Genomic DNA, 19,449 nt, shown 5'->3' with positions numbered 1-19,449 from the left:
TTATAATTTAGACACTTAAATGTGTGATAAAACTAGTTACTTAATTCTCTTTTTAAAACTTGCAATTTGTTAGCAACAGAAGCATTGTATTGCTTGTCACCTATTCTTAAAACAAAACCTCCAATAATAGAAGGATCTATTGTGTTTTCGATTTGAATTTTTTTATCTGAAAGGGTTGCAATTTTAGCCAATACTTTAGCTTCTAAAGCGGCATCCATAGCGATAGCAGTTGTTACATTCGCAACTTCTACCCCATTCATAATATCAAATAATTTATTGTATTCTGAAGCAATACCTTCTAGAATTTCGAATCTTTTGTTTTCGAATAATAAATGAAATAAGCTTTTGGTCACGCCATTTGCTGAAGCAAATACTTCTAAAAGCGCTTGCTCTTTAACCTCAACTTTTAAAGTTGGGTTTTGAATGAAAGTGCTTAATTCCAAATTAGAAGCAATAGTATCACCTATCAACTTCATATCATTGTTCACTGCTTCAGCTACTTGCTTTGCATTGGCAATGTCTAGAATTGCTTTCGAATATCGAATTGCTGCTCTTGTACCTGCCATAATTAGTTCAATTTAACGTCTCCTAACATTTTCTCAACCAATTTAGTTTGAGCTTGTTTGTTAGATAATTCGTCTTTTAATACTTTTTCTGCAATACTCAATGACAAAGTAGAAACTTGTAATTTCAACTCATTCATAGCTGCATTTTTTTCACTTTCGATTGCCGCTTTTGCTTGCTCAATCATTTTTTGACCTTGAGCTTGAGCTTCATTTTTGGCATCAGCAACGATTTTTTCTTTCATTTCACGAGCTTCTTTAAGCATACTGTCACGCTCTACTCTCGCTTCTTGTAAAATACGTTGGTTGTCTGCTTGCAAATCTTGCATTTCTTTCTTTGCATTTTCTGCAGATTCTAAAGCATTTTTGATTCCTTCTTCTCTTTCGTTTACCGCATCAAGAATTGGTTTCCAAGCAAATTTTTTCAACAATAGGATTAATCCAACAAAAATTACGATTTGCCAAATAAACAAACCAAACGAAAAATCATTTATTAACTTATCCATTATATATATATTTCTATTTTATTTTTTAATGTTTTAATTTTAAAACAATAGTCACAACCAACCGTTGTAACTATTGTTTTTAGACCTTAATTAAGATGCGAATAACGCAGCGAAACCAATACCTTCAATAAGTGCAGCTGCAATAAGCATAGCTGTTTGGATTTTTCCAGAAGCTTCTGGTTGACGAGCAATAGCGTCCATTGCTGAACCACCAATTTTACCAATACCTAAACCTGCTCCGATTACAATTAATCCTGCTCCTACAATAGTTGGAATTTGCATAATATATATATTAAAAATTAAACATTCATTTTTAAGTTCTTTGTTTATGGTTAGTTGTTTTTTGTTGGAAAACAACAAACACTAAACCATTAACATTAAACATCTAGTGGTGTGCTTCTTCGTGGTGGTGTTCTTCGTTACCAGCTCCAAAATAAAGAGCAGACAACATAGTGAAGATGTACGCTTGAAGAAACGCTACTAATATTTCTAGAATAGAAAGTGCAAATGCCAATCCGAATGACAAAGTACTTCCAATCCAGCTTTTGAAAATAAACATCAACCCAATGATACTCATCAATACTACGTGACCTGCTAAAATGTTAGCATACAAACGTATCATCAATGAAAATGGTTTAATGATTGTTCCTAATAATTCGATAGGCGCTAAGATAAATTTCATTGGGGTAGGTACTCCTGGCATCCAGAAAATGTGTGCCCAATAATTTTTATTAGCTGTAAATGTTGTGATTAAATACGTCAAAATAGCTAATGAAAAAGTAATTGCAATATTACCTGTTACATTGAATCCAAACGGAGTTAATCCTAAAATGTTCAAGAAAAAGATGAAGAAGAAAATAGTCAATAAATAACTCATATACTTTTTGTACCCTTTCTCTCCAATGTTCGGGATAGCAATCTCGTCTCTTACATAGATTACTAATGGTTCAAAGAAACGACCTGCTCCTTTTGCAATTCCTCCATTTTTAGCATAAGACTTGGCTAAGCTTGAGAATAAAACTAACATCAAAATTGCCACAAACAAAATACCAACTACACTTTTAGTGATTGATAAATCTAATGGACGAACGTTTGTTGGATGACCGTGCGCTTCAGTAAGTGTACCTTTAGCATCGGTTTTATAAATTTTTTCGTGGTGTAACTTGTAGAAGTTTCCGTTATGCTCTGCAACATCAGCTACAGGACCGTGGTGAAATGCAGCTGAAGAGAATACTTGCAAACCATTATCCCAAAGAATAATTGGTAATGAGAAACCGTAGTGTTCTCCAGTTTCTTTATTTGCATTAAAATTAAAAGAATGTGAATCTAATAAGTGGTGATTGATGAATTCTTTGATTTCTGACTTAATATCTTTTGGAGCCGCATGAGCTACATCGTTTGAAGGATGATGCGCAACTGATTCTTCTTGAGATATTGCTACCACCTCTTGCTTAGTACTGTCGATAACAGGATTTGCTATAGAAAATAGAGGAAGGCAGGCTACTAAAATTGCAACTAAAAATCGAAGTGGTTTGTTTGAAATCACCATAACAGTTAAATATCTTTATTTATTACGTTTCTGAAAATTTGGTGCAAATGTACATTTTTTATTATTATCCAAAAGGATATAAAAAATTATTTTTTCCCGAATTTAACTTTTTTTAACCCTACTTTTTCTTTTCATTTACAAGGTAAATGGTGAACAAAGTTTCAATGGCCAAAAATACAACAAATAGACCAAAAAAGTTCAGCTTTTCTATTGTATTATCTGGGCTTGAGCTTTGTAAAACGGGCCGTACAATCAAGTAACAAAATATCATTTTTACGCTTGTGGTCAATAAAAAACTCATTCCAACATTGTCAAAACTTTTCTTCTGCACCAAAAGTAAAGTTATGATAACCAACATACTAAAAACAGTAAACCAAAAATAAAGCTCCTCCAAAGGATAAATAAAAGAGTGCGTACTGATGTTTAAAACATTAAAAAGAGAAGTGTGTACCACAAAAAGAAGCCCTACTACAAGTAAAACTGGGATTATTTTTTTTAGAACGCTAAGATTCATTTATTGATTTTTATTGATTTCATTTACTTGTCGATACACATTGTACATGGCCAAAAAAACACCGACAATTACTAAAATTTTGACATAATATATTCTTGGACTTGGGTGGTTTTCGTCTAGCCAATCGCCTAAATAGGCAAACAAAAAAATCAACACGCCCATTTGAATAGGAATATTGATTAAGGCCAGCCACTTATTAGGCTTGCGTTTATTTGGAATCGGTGCCATCAGATGTGTTAGTTTCGGGTATTTTCATCACACAATTGGCCGTAAAAATAGCCCCAGGTTCTATGGCTAATTTCCCTATGACAACTTCGCCTTCTACTGTAGCCGTTGCTTTTAAATTCAACAATTCAGCTACCATCAATTTGCCTTTAAAAACGCCTTCAATCTCGGCACTCTTACAAACCACATCGCCTACTACTTTGCCCGTTGGACCAATAACAAGCTTGCCATTAGAGGTAAAATTTCCAATCAATTCACCATCCAATCTAAAATCGGCGGCCGAAAAAATATCCCCTTTAATTTGGGTAGCTTCAACAATTCTATTAGTTTTTCCGAGTAAATCTGTGTAGGGCTGTTTTTCTTTTTTGGAGAACATATTATTAGGGTGTTTTGGGAACTAAATACGAGTCTAAATTTTTCTTCATTTGCACAATCGAATAATTTTCGTTGCTAATCGGAATCGCTTTTTGGATCTCTGAGGGCGAACCTGTTTTATTAAAAATCACCGATACATCATTGGCATACCATTGAGAAGTAAAACCATGCCAACAAATGATACGTTCCGTGTCGGTATAATTATCGCAAGTGTAATACAAATTTTCAAGATTTTCCTTAGCTACAAAATTTTTAATCCACTGCTCTATGGCTTGTTCTTGCTTGTAATCTTCGATTGGAATTCTAAAAATAATTTTCCATTTTTTACTTTCCACTGTGCTAAAAGCCATACGTTCCAAAATAGGAATCTGAGTGCTCACAATATCGGCAGCTGTTTTTCCTTCCTCGGTAGCCGCGTAAGTAACAGCAACATATTGCATCGCTTCTTTGTAAGCTGGCAATCCTTTTATTTTACCCAAAGCATTGGCTTTGAGCAGCTCAAATTTGGCTACTATTTCCTCTCCGGTTAACTGTTCAATCATTTGATTGCACCGCTGAATTACCTCCGAAAACTTATCTTCCTTAAACCATTCATAACACATTTTATAGGTGTTCTCAGGAGATTCTTTATCCTTTGAGCTATCAAAAGTTGGATCATTGAGTATTCTTGCGTATCTAGAATCAGGATATTGTGCTGTTATAGCTTTTTTTACTCTCTCCGCTTGTAAAGTAGCCTTGCTTTCGTACATTTTATACAAATTATAAAGCGTGGGCGGAATCAACTTGTCTTCGGGCTGAAAAGTAAGCAACTGTTCTAGTTTACTAATTGCTAATTCATATTCTTTAAACTTTTCTTTGTAAACTACTCCCAATTGATAATACCCAAGATTACGTTCTCGATTGATGCTATCCATAGCTGAAGCAGAAACTGGTAATTGATCTAAATAATAGGCCAAAGTGTAGCGGGGATCTTCCACGGCTTTCTCTACAACAATTTCAGTGTCTGCTGTCTCTTCAACAGAAGTGTTTGTTGCTCCCTTTTTGACCGATGAAAACATCCAGTTTTCGACCAAAGCACGGTTCCCGAAAGTTTTTCTGAATTCAATTTTACCAAAAGCTACCGTTTTCGGGTTGTAAAAATAAAACGTGTTGGTTGATTCGGATTGTTGAGTGTCGCTTGGAGGCAAAAATGCATTTTTGTTTGGCAATCCAGGACCCGTAGGAACTACGGAAGGATCAGAGGAAGAAGCCGATAAATTACGTTCAATATTCGCTAACTTTTGCTTTTGCTTTTCAGCATCAACTCGTTTAATAGAATCTTGCTTTTTGATTGTGACAATATATTTCCCAAAATAGTCCTCTCGCTCTGTCGGGCTAAAAGCCAAAACCTTCAGAATACTATCATTTCTTTTGGTGCTAGTTTCTAATCGAATGGCTTCGTCTAAATCTTTACGCTTTTTTTGAATTTTATAAAATTCTCTTGTTTTGGGATTAAGCTTTACTAAAGTACTATCATAATATTTAGCTGCCAAAGTATAATCCGTCGCCTTGAAATAAATATTGCCTATATTTCTATAATTGGATGCCGATAAATAAGGTTCTTTTGGCTGGTTTTTCAAAGATGTTTTGTAAAAAATAACCGCTGAATCTGGTTTTTTATAATTGTCATAAAACAATCCCACATTGTGGTAAATCACATCTAAAAAAGGGCGGTTCTCCCGATCCTCCATTAGTTCGTTATAAATGGCTACAAAAGCATTGGGATTCCCCGTTTCATAATCAAACAATTGGGCTTTTCGAGCGTAGGACTGAATAATATACTCTCTCTTAGCACTGCGATTCATTTCAATTACCGCATCGTAGCAAAAAAGCGCGCTGTCTCTTTTTCCTAATTCTTGATACAATTGTCCCAAGATAAAGCGATAACGAGCTCTTTCTTCATTTACTTTAGTATAATCTACCGCGATTTTGAGTTTTGCAACGGCACTATCTTTTTGTTCTAAATTCAAAAAAGCTTCAGCCAAAAGTGCATTGGCATCTGCAAAAGGTTGGTCTTTGAATTCCTTGTCTTTGAGTAATTTGTTGATGTTTTTTACCACTAAAGCATCGTTGCCCAAGCGCATATTGGTTTTTTCGCGCCAAACTTTAGCTTCGTATATTTTATCGCTTTCGGGATACTTGTATAAGATATAGTTGAAAGCATCTAAAGCTGGCACAAAACGTTGGTCGTAATAACGCGCTTTCCCAAGCAAAAGATAGGCTTCGTCCATTTGATAATTGACCTCACGCCCACCAATGTTCATCGAGTGTTTTTGAATGGCTTTGGTGGCCTTGGTTTCGGCCAATTCAAAATCGGCATTTTTGGGTTTGTCTTCAGCTGTTGTACTTTCCGAAAGCTGCATTCTTTCAATAGGTAACAACTCCCAAAAATTATCTTTATTACCCGATGTAAGCCCATTGATTCCTTTGTCTAAGCCAATTTGACCGTTGTACAAAATATTATATTTAGTACTCAAGGCGTGCGAATTTCTGGCCAAAAAAGTATTTCTCTTGGTAGAACAAGCTATCAAGAAAACGAAAAAAAGTAGGATAAAAATAGGCTTACAACCGGTAGTCTTCAATAGGAAACGTTTTATCATTTAACTTGAAAAACATCATTTTAGTATAATGACTGGTAAAAATACGTTTCTTTTTGAAATATTCGAATTTAAACCGCAAAAAACGCTTCTAGCTCGGCTAAAGTCTCAGTTGATGTTTGAATATCTTTCACTACTTCTCCTTTATTCAAAGCGACAATTCGGTTACAAACTTCAACGGTATGCAACAAATCGTGACTAGAAACTAAAACGGTTACGTCTGGATTTTGAGCCAATTCTTTGATGATTTTTTTCAATCGGTTTACAGTCGTTGGGTCTAAGTTGGCAAAAGGTTCGTCCAAAATAACGACTTCAGGGTTGCCTATTAAAGTAGCGATAATCCCAACTTTCTTTTGATTTCCTTTAGACAAGTCTCTCAAGTATTTTTTGTTTTTTAGGATTTCGCCATTAAAAAACTCTTCGTGTTTTGCCAATAAAGCATCCACATCGGCTTTGTTTTGTCCGCGTAAATCTCCAATGAAATAAAAGTATTCCTCGGGGTTAAATACCCAATCAAAAAGCTTTCGTCCAAAAAGGAACCCGTAAAAGGTTTCCAACTTTCGCTGGTATTCACTTGAACACCATTATTAATAACGGCACCAGTGGTTGGGTGAATTAAATCAAGTAGTAAACTGAAAAAAGTGGTTTTTCCAGCACCATTATTTCCGACCAATCCAAAACTTTCTCCTTTTGGAATTTCTAATTGGTCTATTTTTAAAACGGTGGTTCCGTTGTATGATTTTGAAAGGTTTTGTACTTGTATCATGTGAGAAGTGAGAGGTTAAAAGTTAGAGGTTAGAAGTGTTTTTGTTTTAATTAGCTTTTTTGTTTGTAAGCCGCAATGGTTTTGTATTTTTCTCTTTTGTAAATTTTTTCGATTTGAAGGAATACCCAGTTTCTCAAGGCAAAGCCAATCACTCCTGCAAGAGCAACAAGGGCCAAACCTAATGCTTGTCCGCCAAAATATTTCCCTAAGGCATACAAAAGCAAGGGCAACACCATTTTTGGAATCGAAAGCAACATGGTGTTGACATTGAACGCTTTTTTGTCACCAAAAGCACCTTTACTTTGGGTTAAATCAATAGGTGTTTTCGTAAAAGCACCTCCCAACAAGACCAAATGTGAATTAATTCCAATATTGTAAATCGCACCAGCCACAATGGTCAAATACACTTGCCACCCAAAATAAAGATAAAAACTAGCCAAAATCGTAGAAGCAAAAGTTGCTATTACAATTAACCACCATTTGGAATTCAAATAGCCACGATACGGAATATTTTGCGTCATCATTAATTGATAATACGAACTATCCCAACTCGGTACAAACTGGCCAAATGTGAATAAAAAACCACCCGAAACAAAAATTCCTGCAAAAATGTACATTACTTCAGGTTGTGTTGGATTGCCAAAGAAAATCAATCCATAAAACAAAAACAGCACACTCATAAGAACCGTTGTTTTAGAACGTTTGTTTCTTTTGATTAACTTGATGTCGTTCTTTAAAAAGGTACCCAAAGTTCCAAATTGATTCAACCAAGTAAAATCTTCGGTTTTAGCGATTTCTCCTTTAACCGCCAAACCAGCATCGAGATATAATTCGTTTTTGAAATAAACAAAGGTATAATAGTACAACAATCCTAAGATTACAAGTGGAATAAGAAACACTCCTACAGTATGAAATAAAGCCTCAAAAAACGGAGCACTGTATAGCGTTACATCAAAATAACCGTAATATTGTAATCCACCGAGCACTGCAAGAATCGCAAGAAAAACACCAAATAATTGGTCTTTATTACTCAATATAATGTTCAAAAAATTATTGATGTACACCAAAGCAAAAACACCCAAATGCCAATACACTACAGATGCCACATCATACCCTTCATAAATCAAAACGACACTCAAAGGAATAAAAAGAAAAGCGTGCAAAATATTGAAAAAAGATAAGGCTGTCTTTCCTAGAGAAAAATGCACAATCGTAGGTCTCTTAATCGGTAACACCAGCAAAGGACGAATGTTGAGCACAGGGATTTTTTGAAGCATTAATCGAAAAGCCAAATCAAACAGGAAATAGTAGACCAAAAATTTATTAATCGTTACTAATGGGTCTAAATTCATTTTCTTAAGGGCGTAAAAACCCCCAATTCCTAGCACTAAAAACAACAAGGTAAAATAAGCAATCAAAAAGCCCATTAAAATTCGCATCGCCAAGCTCGTTCCAAAGGAAGCTGAACGCAAAAAGGCTTTCCACTCGAGGTAAATAAAACGTAAAAACATAGTTATTTGGGTTTAGTTGAAAAGTAAGTAAACAAAAGATATAAAACGTTACAAGGTTTTATAATCGATAATGTAACTTTTATAAATTAAAATTCATTTATTTTTTGAACCATTAAGTTATTAAGGTTCATTGAGTCTAAGAAAACTTAACTTTTCTTCATTTCTTAATCGTGAAAAATTTTGGCTCTTTTTTAAACATTCATGGCAATAGCCTTCAAAAATTAGCCAAAGAATATTCTGGATAGGTTTGTAAAAGGTATTTTTTAGACTGTGATGGAATTTCAAAAAAGACAACATACATCAAAATAGTCATAAGCACCAATGAGAAACTAGCAAAACCTAAAAGATATGTATTATCCAAGTAATGTTCAGCTCGATTAAAGAGTTGTAAAAAAATATTTAGTGGCAAAACTATCGCGCCAGCAAAACTCCCATGTTGGTGTAAAATATCTTCAAACAACCAGCGTTTTTCTTGATTCTGAATTTGTTTTTTGTGTTTCAACCGATTTGAAATCATTCCATAAAAAGCAAAAACAACCAATAACCCATAGAAAAGCAACACCCAATCGCCGTTGTAATGACTTGCTTTTAGCAACAAAAACAGTAAGCCAGTGGCGCCAATTGTTCCCATAATTTTGGGTAGCGTAAAAAAAGTCTTCACGATAGCCCAAACAATCTGATTGTATTTCTTTTGTAAAAATCGTTGTTTGCCTTCCACCACATCCATAAAGCCAAAAACGCCAAATTTTTTGAATTCGTTTTGCAAAGCTTCATTAAACGAAAGCTTGGGATTTTTTTGCCATTGTTCCTCAATTGCATTAGCCAAATGATCTACCAATTCGGTTTGGAGATCATACCACTCTACATAATGTTGGCGTGTGAATGTATATAATTGGTCTATTTGTTCGGCGGTAAGTTTCATTTTTATGAAAAATTAAAATTCTAATTTTTGATTCACTAAACTTTGCATATTTCGGATAAAATCTTCCAATTCTGCCAATCGATTAACGGTTTCTGTAGTTCCTTTTTCGGTGAGTTTATAATACTTTCTCAAGCGGTTGTCTACTCGTTCTATCTCTACATCAAGCAATCCTTCCGCTTCCAATTTATGCAACGCTGGATACAAAGCACCTTCGGTAATGGTCAATTCTCCTTGCGTCAGCGCCTTCACTTTCTGGGTAATTTCGTACCCGTACATTTTGCCATTTTCTTCCAACAACTTCATAATAATGGTGTTGAGACTGCCTTTGTATAACTGTGAGTTTTTCATATTTTGAAGGATTAGAAAATCTGTTTTTGAAATTCAAATATACATAAGATTCTTATACATAACAAAATTAGGTATAAAAAATTCAATCGGTTGCGCTATCCAAGTTATGGTCTTTGCTATCTTTGTAAAAAAAATTAACCTATGCCATCCTTTTTAAAACTCCTTATCAAAGAAGTAAAACGCGAAACCAAAGACGCCGTTTCCATACTTTTTAATGTCCCAGAAGAACTTACCTCCAATTATACTTTTACCGCAGGACAATACCTTAACTTGCGTTTAACCCTAGACAATCAAGAGATTCGCAGAGCTTATTCTATTTGTTCTGCTCCTGAAAGTGGCGAGTTGCGCATTGCCGTAAAAGCGGTAAAAAATGGACTATTCTCTCAATTTGCCACTAGCCGATTAAAAGCGGGAGACGTACTCGAAGTAGGACAACCTGAGGGGAAATTCACCTTCACTCCTGATGCCGAGCGTCAAAGAAACTACGCTGCTTTTGTAGCAGGTAGCGGAATCACTCCTGTAATTTCTATCTTAAAATCGGTATTAAAAAGCGAACCAAAAAGTTCTTTTGTATTGGTTTACGGTAATAAAACTCCTGAAGAAACCATCTTTCATCAAGAATTACACGACTTGCAATTGCAATATGTTGGACGTCTTTTCGTACATTATGTTTACAGCAAAGTACACGCTGGAGAAGGCTTTTTTGGCCGAATTGACAAATCGGTTGTGAATGCTGTGCTTACGCAAAAACACGCCGCTTTGAATTTCGACAAGTACTTTTTATGCGGTCCAGAAGAAATGATTACAACCGTTTCTACAATCTTAAAAGAGAAAAATGTAAAAGAATCGGCTATTAAGTTTGAATTGTTTACTTCTTCTACACAAGAAAAGACCATTTCTGCAGCTATAGATGGTCACACTACTATTACCGTATTGGTAGACGACGAAGAAACTACTTTCGAAATGTCGGCCAAACAAACCCTACTTGAAGCGACTCTTAAACAAGGTATCGATGCTCCTTATTCTTGCCAAGGTGGAATTTGCAGCAGCTGTTTATGTCGTATCACCGAAGGTACTGCCGAAATGAAGAAAAATTCAATTCTTTCTGATGATGAAATTGCCGAAGGTTTAATTCTAAGTTGTCAAGCCTATCCAACATCAGCGACACTTCGTGTGGATTTTGATGATGTGTAATAGATAGTATTCAGTGGTCAGTCCTTAGTCGTTAGTCCGTTATTTTGAATGCTATTATTGATTGTTGAAACTGAAATTAGCTGCGTTTTATGAAATCGATACGTGAAATTTTTAAAAACAAAGACTATCTTTTGGATGAACCTGAAGTGTTAGAATTGATGGACTATTGCGAAGCCTTGCAAGATGAAATTGTGGAATTCAAATTTCAACAAGCCAAGAACAAAGAATTGGCGATGCTCGATATGCTGAAAGAAGTGCTCAAAGGTTGCAACGCTATCGAGAAAGAACAAATGGAACACGAGCGTTTTGGTTATGAAGCTCCGAATTATCAAGCCACAATTTCGAATTTGAAAAGGTATATCCTTGAACGCTGTCGAGATGAGAAGATTTATTTATGATGAAATTCCAAATTCATCAAATCCCAATAAAAAAATTCCAAATTCCAAGAGCTATAACTTTTGGAATTTGCAATTTTTATTACTGATTACTATAAAAAAGCATTCCACAAGAACATATTTTTTTGTCTTTTGTTTTCTTCTTTATCCTCACCATAGGTAAACCATTCCTTTGTTTTCTCTTCCATCAACGATTTTAAACCTATTACGTCATATGTTTTTTTGGCTGCAATGGGTTTTATAATGGTAGTATCTTTAACTGAGACATCTACTTTAGTAGCTACATAAGAAGTATATAGTCGTGGAATGGTAAGCCCTAAAATCATACCAGGCAAACCACTTATTGAAACTGGACCACCAGAAATCGTAATTTCATCAGTGTAAAATGCAAATACATAGACGTCATCCAGTATTTTACCAACTGCTTTTCTGCAATTATAACCCGCAATTTCTCGGTTTTCGTTCGTAATCTTCCATTCAATTTTTGGAATACTATCAGATACAACAAAATTAGTACCTATAATTTGCTTTTGCATATTGAATATTCCTAAATTAAAATCAAAATACCAGCTGTTTTCTTCATCTGAATCTTTAAGGTATTTTGGAATTCTTGTTTTTGGACTCCATCTATCAAATTTAAATACGCTTTTATTATCGGCAAAAGTGTAGTTGAAATAAGAAATTTTAAGGTCCGAAAGATTGTCCTTCATCATCTCATCCCAACTATCGTTGCTCATCGTCTTTTTTAGATTGGTATTTACTTCATATTCAATTACAGCTTTATCTATAAATTGCTGAGCAGTTGATGTTATTGTAAAAAAGAGTGCTGTTATAAAAAAAATTATTGTTTTCATTGTTTTTAAGTTATGAGTTAAGGTTACAAGTTGTAGTATTCATTGGGATTTTTACTTATTATAACCTAATTAGCAAGTAATCTATTTTTTCTCTATTTCACCTTTATTTTTAAAATTCCAGGTAAAACCTATCATAGCATATCTTTTTAGCCTATCGTTTTGTTCCTGACTAATGGTATTTCCAGAAATATTTCTTTGTATGCCTATGTTTTGATTCAAAATATCGCGTACCATAAAATAGGCCGTAAATTCGTCGTTTTTAAAAGTACGTTGTAATCTAGCATTCCACAATTGATTGGTTAGATTGTCTTGAAAATCAACCGTTTTTTGTCTTGTATTTAAACTATAATCAGTAGATAGTTTCCATTTTTCGGCAAAATAAACGCCCATGTCTAAGCTCAAAGCATTAACGTTGAACGATTTAATTTCACTGTTTTGAGTAGTACTGTTTCGATTATAGGTAAACCTATTGCTTACAGTAATATCGTATTGCTTTTGTTTGGACTTGTTTAAATAAATCGAAAATCCGGTATTTAAATTCTCAGCACTACCTAATTTTTCATTAATACTTTGGGCTGTTTTATTAAACCCAAAAAAGGGACTGAAATCAGCTCTGACATCTATTTTCTTGAGTTTTAATCCGTATCCTAAATAAATATTCCCTGAGAAATTTCCATTAGAATTAATAGGTTTAGAAATGGTTTTAGCTGATTCTGGATCGACTATACTACTATAAATAATAGCATTTGTCGTTGTGTTAAAATAAAGTCCTTGATAAAATTGAGTTTCCGTCAACATATCATAACTATGTTGGAATATTTCTATTTTATTTGTAAAAGATTGCTTTAAATCCGGATTCCCTAGTGTTTGATTAAAAAAATCTTGATTATTTCTTAACGGTTGCAATTGATCAAGAGTAGGCTGAATGGTTGATCCTTGATATTTAAACCTTAAGTTGCTATTGCCTTTATACTTGAATGAGAAACTTGCAGAAGGAAAAAAGTTAGTATAGTTGCGTTTGTATTGTTTTACCATCGTTTTATCAAACAAATCAAAAGAAGTAAAGCCAAAACCACTTCCTACACTATAATTGAATCTTTTAGCATTGTAACTCAATTTTAAATTGGGTCTGTGAGTAATTATTGCTTGGTCAAATTCATTCGACAATGAAGCAACCAATTGATCATACTTTCCTGTATTTGCTGAAAAATCATAGGTATAAAAGTTGTTTTTCCCTGTATCATAAGCAATTTGATAAGCGAACTGAAGGGAGAATTGTTTAGCAATAGGTTCTGAATAACTAAAACTAGCTGAAAAATTTTCATTGGTTCTATCACCAATTTTATTTTGATTTATATCATTTTTTGTATCAAAAACACCATCGATATAACTATCATTTGAAGATTTTAAAAAATTATTAGAGTTGGTACTCAACATATTCCAACTACTATTTACAGCAAACGTTCGACGCGGTTTAGCAAATTTATGTTTGAACAAAATACTTGTAGACAATGCAGTTTTATCGGAATTTGTGATGAAAGCACGCTGTTGTTCATTCTTCAATATACCACCATTTCCTGTTGTAATTCCTTTTTTAAAGTCATCACTTTCGGTATCATAAAAATTTGAGTTGGCTGTAATTTTCAAAGAATTTACTGAATCTAATTTTACATCATAAATAGCTTTGAGTTTAAAATTGCTTCTATTTACGTTTGTTACTGTCGATTCATCCACATTCAATTGGGTTTCTCCAACTTGTGTTTGAGAAAATCTACTATTATTATTAGTATAAATTTGCTTATTGAATTTTGGAGATACATTCAAATTTTGTTTCTCATTCCACTTATTAGAGTATTGTACTCCTGCATTCGTGTTTTTGATAAATCCATTTTGAGAATCTACGTAAGGCTCATCATCATTATTATCTCCTGCCCATTCATAATTTACATTACCATCATCATCCATGTTCATACTAAAACTGTCATCGCGAGATCCAAATTTTTCACTATCCTCCCAACCTAGTCCATCTTGACCAGTATTCCCGTTTAGTAAAAATGCAGATAGTTTTCTTTTGCCTTTAAAACTACTAAACATAAGATTAGTATTGTATCGGGAATCAGCAGCTGTAAATGGCTCATTGGCTCCGTCTATTTTACCAAAATATCCTTTCTTCTTATCCTCTTTTAATTTTAAATTAATTGTTTTTTTGGTGTTACCATCGTCAATTCCTGTAAATTCGGCTTGATCACTTTTCTTATCAAAAACTTGTACTTCTTTTACTGCATCGGCTCGTAAGTTTTTTACCGCCATACCTGGGTCATCTCCAAAAAATTCTTCACCATCTACCAAAACTTTTTGCACCGTTTCACCCATAGCTTTTATGGTTCCATTTTTATCTACTTGTATTCCAGGTAATTTTTTTAAAAGCTCTTCTACGTTTGCGTTTTCACTAACAACAAAATCACTTGCTCTGTAACTGGTAGTATCCCCTTTAATTCTGATCGAACCGGTTTTTATAACCACTTCACGGAGTAGTTCTATCTTGCTTTTCAAAGCAATCGTTTCCAACTTATTTTCGTTTTCCTTAATAATTATAGGGTCTACATAATCGGCATATTGATAATGTGAAGTCATCAGGATATAGTTTCCTGCTTTTACATTTTTAAAATTAAAATTTCCCTTTTTATCGGAACGGGTAAACTTATATAAAATAGAATCTACGGGAGTTAATAAAGCAACAACTGAATTGTAAACGGGTGCTTTTTCATTTCCATCGGTTAGAGTACCCGAGAGATGTGATTGTTGAGAAAAGACTGAAAATGAACATAAAAACAAAATTGTTATTAATCCTGTAATTCTTTGCATAAATAGTTTCTGTTTAATTGTATTAAAATTTCACGATAACAAAGCATCTAAAAAATGCTCTATTCGCTTAAATTTAACTCTTACTTGTAAGAGCAAACTCACAGCGAGCCAAAGTAGTATTTTTAATACGAATTAATTAAAAACTATTAGTTAAAAAATTGATAAAATTATTCTTTCAATAAAACACTAAGGTAATATTAGGATTAACTAAGAATGCAACTTAAATTACTTACTTATAACAATTTCAAAGCTTTTAAAATAGAATCAACAGCAATCGTGCGCATAGCATCTTCATAGCCTTCTACTTTTTTATTTCCATATACCGAAGTAGGTAACTTTGGAAACAGATTTCTATCAGCCACCAAGGTATTTTCTAAGGGTTGGTTAAAGGGCGAAAAACCAGCGTAAGGATGGGTTGCTCCCCAGAGTGTAATGACTTTTACGCCCAACATCGCGGCAATATGTGCATTGCCTGAATCCATAGACAACATTACATCAAGGTTACTAATCAATTGTAGTTCTTGTGTAAACTTGATTTTTCCTGCTATGTTAATTACATTATCAAATGGTTTTGCCAAGGTATCCAACAGCTCCTTTTCTTTTTTTCCGCCACCAAAAAGCAAAATAGTTTGGTCTTGATTAACTGCTAATTTTGAAATGACTTCCTGCATTAAATCCAAAGGATAGACTTTCGATTCATATTGAGCAAAAGGAGCAATACCAATTAATTTTTTAGACGGATTGCCAATGATTTTCAAGATCTCATCGGATAAAACCGCTTTTTCAGGAAAAATAGGATTGGATAAATCTAAAGTAAAACCCAGTTCTTTAAAAACTTGGCGATGTCTTTCAAACATCGTGGTCAGGGGTTTGAAAACCTTATTTTCAGGACGTGTTAGGGCTTTTTTGCCAGCTCTGCCTTTATCTACGGCTACCACTTGTTTTCCAGATATCCTAAAAAGGGTTCGCACGACCTGAGAACGAAGTACATTGTGTAAATCTACGAAAGCATCTATTTTAAGCGAATGCAACTCACGAAAAAGACGTACTAGCCCCAAAAATCCTTTGTGTTTTACTTTTTCGTCAAAAGCAAAAAAAGTAAGGTTGGGAATCTCTTCAAAGAAAGGTTGAAAAAAAGGTCGAGAGACCATTGTAATTTTTACTTTGGGATACTGCTGAGCAAAAGCACGAATAACAGGAACGGTCATCGCCACGTCTCCCATAGCCGAAAGTCGGATAATCGCGATATGTTGAATTTTTTTTGACAATAGAACTAAGGCATTAAAAAACCATTAAGAAAGTAAGTTCATAAAGCTTGGCTAAATTTTCTTAATTTCTTAATGGTTCCATTATTTTGTTTTATTTCTTATTTTGATACAAAACAGGATTTAAATCATCGTCGTTGTACATTTTCATTTGCTTGTACACTTTCATGAATTTGTCACCGTTTTCAATATCTTGCAACAAATCGTCGATGGCTGTAGACAAATCAGTTCTTTGTTCTAAAAGAATATTTAACTTGGTTTGACAATTGTCTCTGTGTTCCTGAGAAGCTTCAGCACGAGTCGCTTCTTCGTTCATATGATAAATTTTCAAAGCTAAAATTGATAAACGGTCAAATGCCCAAGCTGGACTTTCAGAATTGATTTTTGCTGAATCTTTTACCGCTACACCGCTGTATTTTTGAAGAAAATAACTATCGATGTATTCTACCATATCGGTACGTTCTTGATTCGAAGCATCGATTTTTCTTTTCAAAGTCAAAGCTGCAACTGGATCGATATTCGGATCACGGATGATGTCTTCATAATGCCATTGTACAGTGTCAATCCAGTTTTTCAAGTATAATAAATGTTCGAATTTTTCTTTTGGAAATGGATTGTTTATAGGTTGATCGACGCTATCAAATTGATGATAATCTTTGATGCTTTGCTCGAATACGGAATACGCTAATTTTGAAAACATATTTATAAATTTAAAAGACAAAGATACTTTTTATACTTTTATACCATAAAAAATATCAATAAAATTCAAATCCAAATTCGAATCTCATGCAAATTCATAATTTATCAGAATCCAATAGTGTTTTAAATCATTTTTTGGCACAAATTAGAGCTGTTGATGTTCAAAAAGACAGCATGCGTTTTCGAAGAAATATAGAACGCATTGGCGAAATCATGGCCTATGAATTGAGTAAAATTCTTCCCTATGAATCCGTAACTATTCCAACGCCTTTGGGAATAAAATCAACAACAGCTATAAAAGATCCTGTGGTTATTTGTTCTATTTTAAGAGCGGGATTGACCTTACACAATGGTTTTTTGAACTATTTTGATGCCGCAGAAAATGGATTTATTTCTGCTTATCGTCATCATCCAAATAATGATGATTCCTTTGATATTTTAGTTGAATACCAAGCCATAGCCGACATTGATCAAAAAACCGTAGTATTAGTGGATCCGATGTTGGCCACCGGACAATCGATTGTAGCAGTGTACAAAAAAATAATGGCGACTAAAAACCCGTCGTCGCTTCACATTGCGGTGGTTATTGCTGCGCCTGAAGGAATTGCTTACTTAAAAGAACATTTGCCAAGCAATTGTCATTTATGGGTGGGCTCCATAGACGAAAAGTTAAACGAAAAAAGTTATATCGTTCCCGGATTGGGTGATGCTGGCGATTTGGCCTATGGCGTTAAATTATAAAATGCAATGCTATTGGATGCAACCTTTTGCGTTAGGGATTACTTCACTCATACTATTTTCATAGGAATTCAGTGAACTTCGTTTGCAGTGAAAATCCTTTTTGAGGCTTTTTCTACCTCAAAAAGATTGTAACGTAAGAGCCCGACCCTTGTGGTAAAGCCCAACTATTGAGATTAAAAAAATATATGGTTTAGTATAGCGTTAAAGGAATTATACTTGCGTGAAAAAAAGTACCAAGCTGCATAGCATTAACACTCCTAATATCATTTCTTGCTTTAACTTTTGTTGAAAAACTTCTAATGCGTTGTTCGCCATTATGGACAATGGTGCGAAAGTAAACAACAACAACTCGTTATTCTTGCCAGGCGACAGAAAAAAAACAGCCAAAGCCAATACAAAAAATGCAATGATTTTTTTATAGGAACTATGTAGTAATTGTGGTTTACTGCCATAAGAAAACAACATGATTACCAAGAAAAAAAGGGCTATAGTAACCAATATAGAAAAAGCCCAATTTTGATAAATGTTGGTGAAATAATTCAGAGAAAGATCCACATACAACTTGTCTAGCCAAAATTCTTGAATGGTAGTTTCTTGAATAGTGATGAAAACCAAAAAACCAATAGACACGGCTAACAACGCAATAAATGGCACAACCCAATTTCTATAGTCATTGGAAACATGAAAAAATACGGAAATAAAAACCAACAACAGCAACAATATACACCAAGGTTGAACGATAGAGGCCAACAATATCCAAAGTGACGCATCAAATATTTTTTCTTTAGCTGCTTTCAAGGACTGTAATGAAAGTAAGCGACGAAGGCCGAGAAGCAATAACAAATTAGTTACAACAAGCTTTAGATTATTGAATATCGAGGGTATAAAAAGAAGGAACAAAAAGAAAAACAAAACCGTGTAGGTACTGTCTTTGCTCAATCCATTCTTTTTAGAAATAAAATTGGTAATAAAAAGTGTGCCTATCAAAAATAAGAATACAAATACTTTTTCTGTAATCAATACTACAGAATTAAGGCTAGCTATTTCTTGAGATTGATACACTAAAAAGAAAAACAACATCAATATTGCTACTAGCGAATAATTTAATGGAGTAGATTTTTTAAAAACACTTGTAATCATAAGGATATTTTATACTTTTGTGACTGTAAATATAATACATGTTTAAAAAACGAAGGACGCAAGCGACCAAAGATTATTAGAATATTTGATGGACCAGTTTCTTTCAAACTAACAAAACCAAAATATATTATTAAATATCATACTATTATGAAAGCATTTTTTGAAGCCATACAATTTTTATTTGTAGACATTTTATTAAAACCATTGGATTGGTTACGTGATTTAGAGCTTATTTCTTGGTTTGGTGCCAACACGATCAACTGGGTATTTATGATCATTTGTGCTGCTGCCATGGTGTATTGGATCAAGCAATTACAAATTTTTGATGAAGCAGGAACTGAAAATCAAGACACAACAGCACATTCTTTCTTAAAATAAGAA

The 19,449-nt window shown here is 33.9% G+C and carries 19 protein-coding genes and 1 pseudogene; 4 read left to right on the top strand and 16 right to left on the bottom strand.

All coding sequences use genetic code 11. The features are described 5' to 3' along the window. Positions 1–32: 32 nt before the first annotated feature. From atpH to BXU11_RS01820, 11 genes and pseudogenes are all read right to left on the bottom strand, one after another. Positions 33–566, bottom strand: coding sequence for an ATP synthase F1 subunit delta (gene atpH, locus BXU11_RS01875; RefSeq protein ID WP_078210815.1), 534 nt, complete (start codon positions 564–566; stop codon positions 33–35). Between the two features lie 2 nt (positions 567–568). Beyond that, the gene (locus BXU11_RS01870; RefSeq protein ID WP_078210814.1) at positions 569–1,069 is read right to left on the bottom strand and encodes a F0F1 ATP synthase subunit B; all 501 of its coding nucleotides are present in this window, start codon (positions 1,067–1,069) and stop codon (positions 569–571) included. 90 nt (positions 1,070–1,159) lie between these two features. Further along, positions 1,160–1,351 carry an ATP synthase F0 subunit C gene (gene atpE / locus BXU11_RS01865; protein WP_078212011.1) on the bottom strand — a complete coding sequence of 64 codons (192 nt, stop codon included), beginning with the start codon at positions 1,349–1,351 and terminating at the stop codon, positions 1,160–1,162. A 103-nt stretch (positions 1,352–1,454) separates the two neighbouring features. After that, positions 1,455–2,618, bottom strand: coding sequence for a F0F1 ATP synthase subunit A (atpB, locus tag BXU11_RS01860; protein WP_078210813.1), 1,164 nt, complete (start codon positions 2,616–2,618; stop codon positions 1,455–1,457). 514 nt (positions 2,619–3,132) lie between these two features. Beyond that, a complete protein-coding gene (locus BXU11_RS01850; protein ID WP_024980569.1) occupies positions 3,133–3,360 on the bottom strand; it encodes an AtpZ/AtpI family protein in 228 nt (75 codons plus the stop codon). Next, positions 3,341–3,733 (bottom strand): polymer-forming cytoskeletal protein, encoded by a 393-nt coding sequence (locus BXU11_RS01845; protein WP_024980568.1) that lies wholly within the window; start codon positions 3,731–3,733, stop codon positions 3,341–3,343. The genes BXU11_RS01850 and BXU11_RS01845 overlap by 20 nt, the downstream gene beginning before the upstream one ends. Before the next feature lie 4 nt (positions 3,734–3,737). After that, positions 3,738–6,248, bottom strand: a complete 2,511-nt coding sequence (locus BXU11_RS01840; protein ID WP_369803197.1) for a gliding motility protein — start codon at positions 6,246–6,248, stop codon at positions 3,738–3,740. A gap of 191 nt (positions 6,249–6,439) precedes the next feature. Continuing rightward, a pseudogene (locus tag BXU11_RS01835) lies at positions 6,440–7,134 on the bottom strand (ABC transporter ATP-binding protein). A 50-nt stretch (positions 7,135–7,184) separates the two neighbouring features. Beyond that, entirely contained in the window at positions 7,185–8,645 is a 1,461-nt protein-coding gene (locus BXU11_RS01830) for a DUF5687 family protein (RefSeq protein ID WP_024980565.1), read from the bottom strand. Positions 8,646–8,859: 214 nt separating this feature from the next. After that, positions 8,860–9,567: a hypothetical protein gene (locus BXU11_RS01825; RefSeq protein WP_078210810.1), complete on the bottom strand. Its 708-nt coding sequence runs from the start codon at positions 9,565–9,567 to the stop codon at positions 8,860–8,862. Between the two features lie 12 nt (positions 9,568–9,579). After that, the gene (locus BXU11_RS01820; protein WP_078210809.1) at positions 9,580–9,915 is read right to left on the bottom strand and encodes a PadR family transcriptional regulator; all 336 of its coding nucleotides are present in this window, start codon (positions 9,913–9,915) and stop codon (positions 9,580–9,582) included. 141 nt (positions 9,916–10,056) lie between these two features. Here BXU11_RS01820 and BXU11_RS01815 point away from each other — a divergent pair, with 141 nt between their 5' ends. Both BXU11_RS01815 and BXU11_RS01810 read left to right on the top strand, forming a co-directional pair. Continuing rightward, a complete protein-coding gene (locus tag BXU11_RS01815) occupies positions 10,057–11,109 on the top strand; it encodes a ferredoxin--NADP reductase (protein ID WP_078210808.1) in 1,053 nt (350 codons plus the stop codon). An 89-nt stretch (positions 11,110–11,198) separates the two neighbouring features. Then, positions 11,199–11,507: a hypothetical protein gene (locus tag BXU11_RS01810; RefSeq protein WP_078210807.1), complete on the top strand. Its 309-nt coding sequence runs from the start codon at positions 11,199–11,201 to the stop codon at positions 11,505–11,507. 89 nt (positions 11,508–11,596) lie between these two features. Here the strand turns inward: BXU11_RS01810 and BXU11_RS01805 are convergent, their stop codons facing one another. From BXU11_RS01805 to BXU11_RS01790, 4 genes are all read right to left on the bottom strand, one after another. Beyond that, positions 11,597–12,358, bottom strand: a complete 762-nt coding sequence (locus BXU11_RS01805) for a GLPGLI family protein (protein ID WP_078210806.1) — start codon at positions 12,356–12,358, stop codon at positions 11,597–11,599. Positions 12,359–12,439: 81 nt separating this feature from the next. After that, entirely contained in the window at positions 12,440–15,223 is a 2,784-nt protein-coding gene (locus BXU11_RS01800) for an outer membrane beta-barrel protein (RefSeq protein WP_078210805.1), read from the bottom strand. Between the two features lie 233 nt (positions 15,224–15,456). Continuing rightward, positions 15,457–16,446, bottom strand: coding sequence for a glycosyltransferase family 9 protein (locus BXU11_RS01795; protein WP_078212010.1), 990 nt, complete (start codon positions 16,444–16,446; stop codon positions 15,457–15,459). Between the two features lie 136 nt (positions 16,447–16,582). Continuing rightward, complete coding sequence (locus BXU11_RS01790; protein WP_024980555.1) at positions 16,583–17,188, bottom strand: DUF4254 domain-containing protein; 606 nt, start codon at positions 17,186–17,188, stop codon at positions 16,583–16,585. An 86-nt stretch (positions 17,189–17,274) separates the two neighbouring features. Here BXU11_RS01790 and upp point away from each other — a divergent pair, with 86 nt between their 5' ends. Beyond that, positions 17,275–17,928 carry a uracil phosphoribosyltransferase gene (upp, locus tag BXU11_RS01785; RefSeq protein ID WP_078210804.1) on the top strand — a complete coding sequence of 218 codons (654 nt, stop codon included), beginning with the start codon at positions 17,275–17,277 and terminating at the stop codon, positions 17,926–17,928. A 210-nt stretch (positions 17,929–18,138) separates the two neighbouring features. On the opposite strand, the gene BXU11_RS01780 is transcribed toward upp, so the two are convergent. Next, on the bottom strand, positions 18,139–19,068 hold the full coding sequence (locus BXU11_RS01780) for a DUF6427 family protein (RefSeq protein WP_078210803.1): 930 nt from the start codon (positions 19,066–19,068) through the stop codon (positions 18,139–18,141). A gap of 147 nt (positions 19,069–19,215) precedes the next feature. On the opposite strand from BXU11_RS01780, the gene BXU11_RS01775 reads away from it, so the two are divergent. Then, entirely contained in the window at positions 19,216–19,446 is a 231-nt protein-coding gene (locus BXU11_RS01775) for a hypothetical protein (protein ID WP_024980552.1), read from the top strand. Positions 19,447–19,449 lie beyond the last annotated feature (3 nt).

This window comes from Flavobacterium sp. LM5, assembly GCF_002017945.1.
Taxonomy (GTDB): Bacteria; Bacteroidota; Bacteroidia; order Flavobacteriales; family Flavobacteriaceae; genus Flavobacterium; species Flavobacterium succinicans.
The sequence above is the reverse complement of the archived record's forward strand: the minus strand, read 5'-3'. Positions and strand labels throughout refer to the sequence as shown.